The following is a 4197-nucleotide window of genomic DNA, read 5'->3' as shown; positions in this document are numbered from 1 at the left end:
AGTATTTAAAGGGACATTGGAAGCAAACCAGGATCGTACAGTAGAACCAGTTGTCTATGGCTATCTACTGTTTATTTAAATTAATCAAAGGGTTAAACTATGAGATTAACTACTAAAGGCCGTTATGCGGTCACAGCCATGTTAGATCTTGCTGTTCATGCCACAAAAGGCCCCATTACCTTGGCGGACATTTCGCAACGGCAAGGAATTTCACTCTCTTATCTGGAACAATTGTTTTCCAAACTTCGAAAGCGTGATTTGGTAGCCAGTGCCAGAGGGCCTGGTGGAGGTTATCGCCTGAGTCGCGCCGCCAATGAAATCAACGTTGCGGAAGTTATTTCTGCTGTTGACGAAAAAGTTGACGCAACGCGTTGCGCCGGACAGGGCAATTGTCAGAATGGTGAGGAGTGTTTAACGCATCAATTGTGGACTGATCTGAGCGATCAATTATATGACTTTCTCAACGGGATTAGCCTGGGGCAGTTGGTAGACAAACGCAACGTACAGGATGTGGCAGCACGGCAGGATGAATTGCACGAAAAGGAAAAGCAGGTTATCTCGATTCAGTAGTTGTTGAAAGCCGTTGAGGAACTGAGGTATCAGGCCACAGGTTCTGGTGCACCCAGGTTTTATTAACTGGACCCAGATACGAACAATAATGTGGAACGCAAATTGTTCCCAGTTGTAACTGCTGGTTCGGAATGCGGATTGAGAGAACGTGGGGCCAAAGGGCAAACCACGCAGATAGTATTCGCGGATTGTATTTGTGGTGTGAACAGTTGCTCTTACATTTTATCAACCAGTTTAAATAATATTAAATTTGACACTTTTATCGGAGTAAGCGATGAGTCATCCAATTTACATGGATTATGCTGCAACAACACCAGTTGATCCACGTGTGGCAGAAAAAATGATGCAGTATCTCACGCCGGATGGCGAGTTTGGTAACCCGGCTTCACGGTCACACGCCTATGGTTGGCATGCGGAAGAAGGGGTCGAGTTAGCCAGGAAACAGGTTGCTGATTTAGTTAATGCGAATCCGAAAGAGATTATCTGGACTTCCGGTGCGACGGAATCGGATAACCTCGCTATCAAAGGCGCGGCGCATTTTTATAGTAAAAAAGGCAAACACATCATCACTTCAAAAACTGAACACAAAGCAGTGTTAGATACATGTCGACAGCTGGAACGTGAAGGATTTGAAGTAACTTACATGGATCCCGAACCTACAGGGCTTATCGATCTTGAGAAGTTAAAAGCGGCGATTCGTGAGGACACTATTCTTGTGTCGATTATGCACGTTAATAACGAAATCGGCATTATTCAGGATATTGAAGCAATCGGGGATATCACCCGGGAGAAAGGTATTATTTTCCATGTGGATGCGGCGCAAAGTGCGGGCAAAGTGCCTATTGATCTGCAAAAGTTAAAAGTGGATCTAATGTCGTTTTCCGGTCACAAGATTTACGGTCCGAAAGGTATCGGTGCCTTGTTCGTGAGACGCAAACCCCGAGTACGCATTGAAGCGCAAATGCATGGTGGTGGTCACGAGCGCGGAATGCGTTCGGGTACATTAGCGACACACCAAATTGTGGGAATGGGCGAAGCGTTTCGTATTGCTAAAGAGCAAATGATGGAAGATAACCAGCGGATCGCCAGGTTGCGAGACAAGCTCTACAACAGTATGCAGGATATTGAAGAACTCTACCTCAACGGGGATATAGATCATCAGGTACCCAATATATTAAATGTCAGTTTTAATTTTGTGGAAGGTGAGTCTTTGATTATGGCCTTGAAAGGCATTGCGGTGTCCTCGGGCTCGGCCTGTACATCGTCAAGCCTTGAGCCTTCCTACGTGTTACGGGCACTTGGCCGTAATGATGAACTGGCTCATAGTTCCATCCGGTTTAGTATTGGCCGTTTTACCAGCGAAGAAGATATCGATTACGCTGTTGAACAGGTGCATCAAGCGATCACAAAATTACGTGAGCTTTCACCTTTGTGGGATATGTATAAAGAAGGTGTCGATTTATCAAAGGTTCAATGGGCAGCGCATTAATGCATAACGAGTTGAATTAATAGAGTTACATAAGCAGAGTAGATATCATGGCATACAGTGACAAAGTTCTGGATCACTACAACAATCCACGTAATGTTGGGAGTTTTGATAGTGAAAATTCCGAAATTGGTACCGGTATGGTAGGCGCGCCAGCGTGCGGCGATGTGATGCGTTTGCAAATCAAAGTTAATAGTGAAGGTGTTATTGAAGATGCCCGTTTTAAAACCTATGGTTGTGGATCTGCAATCGCATCAAGTTCACTGCTAACCGAATGGGTAAAAGGCAAAACACTCGATCAGGCTGCCGAAATTAAGAATTCAGAAATCGCGGAAGAACTGGCGTTGCCGCCAGTGAAAGTACATTGTTCAGTGCTGGCGGAAGATGCCATTAAATCGGCAATTAATGACTATCGTCAAAAACAGCACCAATAAACACCGTGACGCTATAGATATCTGTTTTATTATTAAACCTGGACCAGAAATAAATCATATGAGTATTACCTTAACAGAAGCGGCTGCTAATCATGTGCTGGGTTTCCTTGAAAACCGAGGTAAGGGTGTTGGTTTGCGGCTAGGTGTAAAAACCACGGGGTGCTCTGGAATGGCTTATGTTCTGGAGTTCGCTGACGAAGTGAATCCAGAAGATAAGGTGTTCGAAGACCATGGGGTGAAAGTTATTATTGATCCCAAGAGTTTGCTTTATCTCGAGGGCACTGAACTGGATTATACAAAAGAAGGGTTAAACGAAGGTTTCAAGTTTAATAATCCAAACGTCAAAGGTGAGTGCGGTTGCGGCGAAAGTTTTACCGTATAACCCAGAACCGTTGGAATTAGCAATGACAACGGCGGAACTGACGCAAAACTATTTCGAACTGTTCAATTTTCCGGTATCGTTCGACCTCGACTTAACAGAACTCTCCAATCGCTATCGAAAGCTGCAACATACAGTTCATCCAGATAAATTCTCCAATGCGTCAGATCTGGAAAGGCGAATATCTATGCAGCAATCAGCGCTGATCAACGAAGCGTACCAAACGCTAAAGAATCCGCTGCAAAGGGCGCGTTATTTGTTGCGGCTAAAAGGTATCGATCTGTCTAGTGACACCAGCACCAGTATGGACTCGGAGTTTCTGATGCAGCAGATGCGTCTGAGAGAGGAACTGGAACAAGTTCGATCGAGTAGCGATCCTGAATCAAAGCTTTTGGTCCTAACCGGGGAAATCGAGCAAGCAATTGCTGACCAATTAACGGTGTTGGGTCGATTGTTTAATGAAGTAAATGATAACAACCTGGATCAGATTACGGATTATGTTCGGCGCATGCAGTTTATGGTGAAGTTGCAGCAGGAAACAGAAGAGCTGGAAGAAGAGCTCCTGTAATGCGTCTGGTTTGCCGCTAGTGCGCAGGCTTTAAGAATTGCTCATTCAATATCAATTATTACTTAATTCAAAACTAACAAAATTCAGAACTGTAATTGCATGGCTTTAATACAAATCAGTGAACCGGGTAAATCTACTGCACCGCACCAGCATCGACTTGCGGCGGGTATAGATTTGGGTACCACTAACTCTCTAGTGGCAACAGTACGGAGTGGTGTGCCGGTTACTTTACAGGATGAAAATGGTGAATACATTTTACCTTCCGTTGTTCATTATCAGGAGGACGGAAATTCCGTAGTGGGTGAAACCGCGAAAATGATTGCCATTGAGGATCCATTAAATACCATTAGTTCAGTCAAACGCTTTATGGGACGCGGTATTGATGATATCAGAACCAGCAGCGGTGATATTCAATACGAGTTTGTCGATACAGAATCTTCAGTTCCACGTATTAAAACCGTGGCGGGTAATGTCAGTGCCATCGAGGTTTCTTCGGAAATACTTAAACAGCTAAAGCTCCGTGCTGAGGAATCCCTGGGCGGCGAGTTGACGGGCGTTGTCATCACGGTGCCAGCGTATTTTGACGATGCGCAACGCCAGGCAACCAAGGACGCAGCAAAACTGGCAGGATTGAATGTTCTACGACTGTTGAATGAACCTACCGCGGCAGCCGTGGCCTATGGTCTGGATAAGAAAGCAGAAGGCGTACATGTCATTTATGACCTCGGTGGCGGTACTTTCGATGTTTCCATTTTGCGCT

General features: G+C 45.0%; 6 protein-coding genes. All 6 read left to right on the top strand.

Annotated features, from left to right (window positions below; all coding sequences use genetic code 11):
- Positions 1-99 precede the first annotated feature (99 nt).
- Entirely contained in the window at positions 100-570 is a 471-nt protein-coding gene (gene iscR / locus ACWVCM_RS00245; protein WP_455199683.1) for a Fe-S cluster assembly transcriptional regulator IscR, read from the top strand.
- Between the two features lie 274 nt (positions 571-844).
- Positions 845-2059: an IscS subfamily cysteine desulfurase gene (locus ACWVCM_RS00240; protein WP_455199682.1), complete on the top strand. Its 1215-nt coding sequence runs from the start codon at positions 845-847 to the stop codon at positions 2057-2059.
- 47 nt (positions 2060-2106) lie between these two features.
- Entirely contained in the window at positions 2107-2490 is a 384-nt protein-coding gene (gene iscU / locus ACWVCM_RS00235) for a Fe-S cluster assembly scaffold IscU (protein WP_455199681.1), read from the top strand.
- Complete coding sequence (gene iscA, locus ACWVCM_RS00230) at positions 2462-2872, top strand: iron-sulfur cluster assembly protein IscA (protein ID WP_455199680.1); 411 nt, start codon at positions 2462-2464, stop codon at positions 2870-2872. The genes iscU and iscA overlap by 29 nt, the downstream gene beginning before the upstream one ends.
- 22 nt (positions 2873-2894) lie before the next feature.
- Positions 2895-3437, top strand: a complete 543-nt coding sequence (hscB, locus tag ACWVCM_RS00225; RefSeq protein WP_455199679.1) for a co-chaperone HscB — start codon at positions 2895-2897, stop codon at positions 3435-3437.
- 99 nt (positions 3438-3536) lie between these two features.
- A partial coding sequence (locus tag ACWVCM_RS00220; RefSeq protein WP_455199678.1) for an Hsp70 family protein occupies positions 3537-4197 on the top strand: 661 nt, incomplete at its 3' end.

The sequence above is a fragment of the Kaarinaea lacus genome (assembly GCF_975902315.1).
Note: the sequence above shows the minus strand (reverse complement) of the source record. Positions and strands in the feature narration are given on the sequence as shown.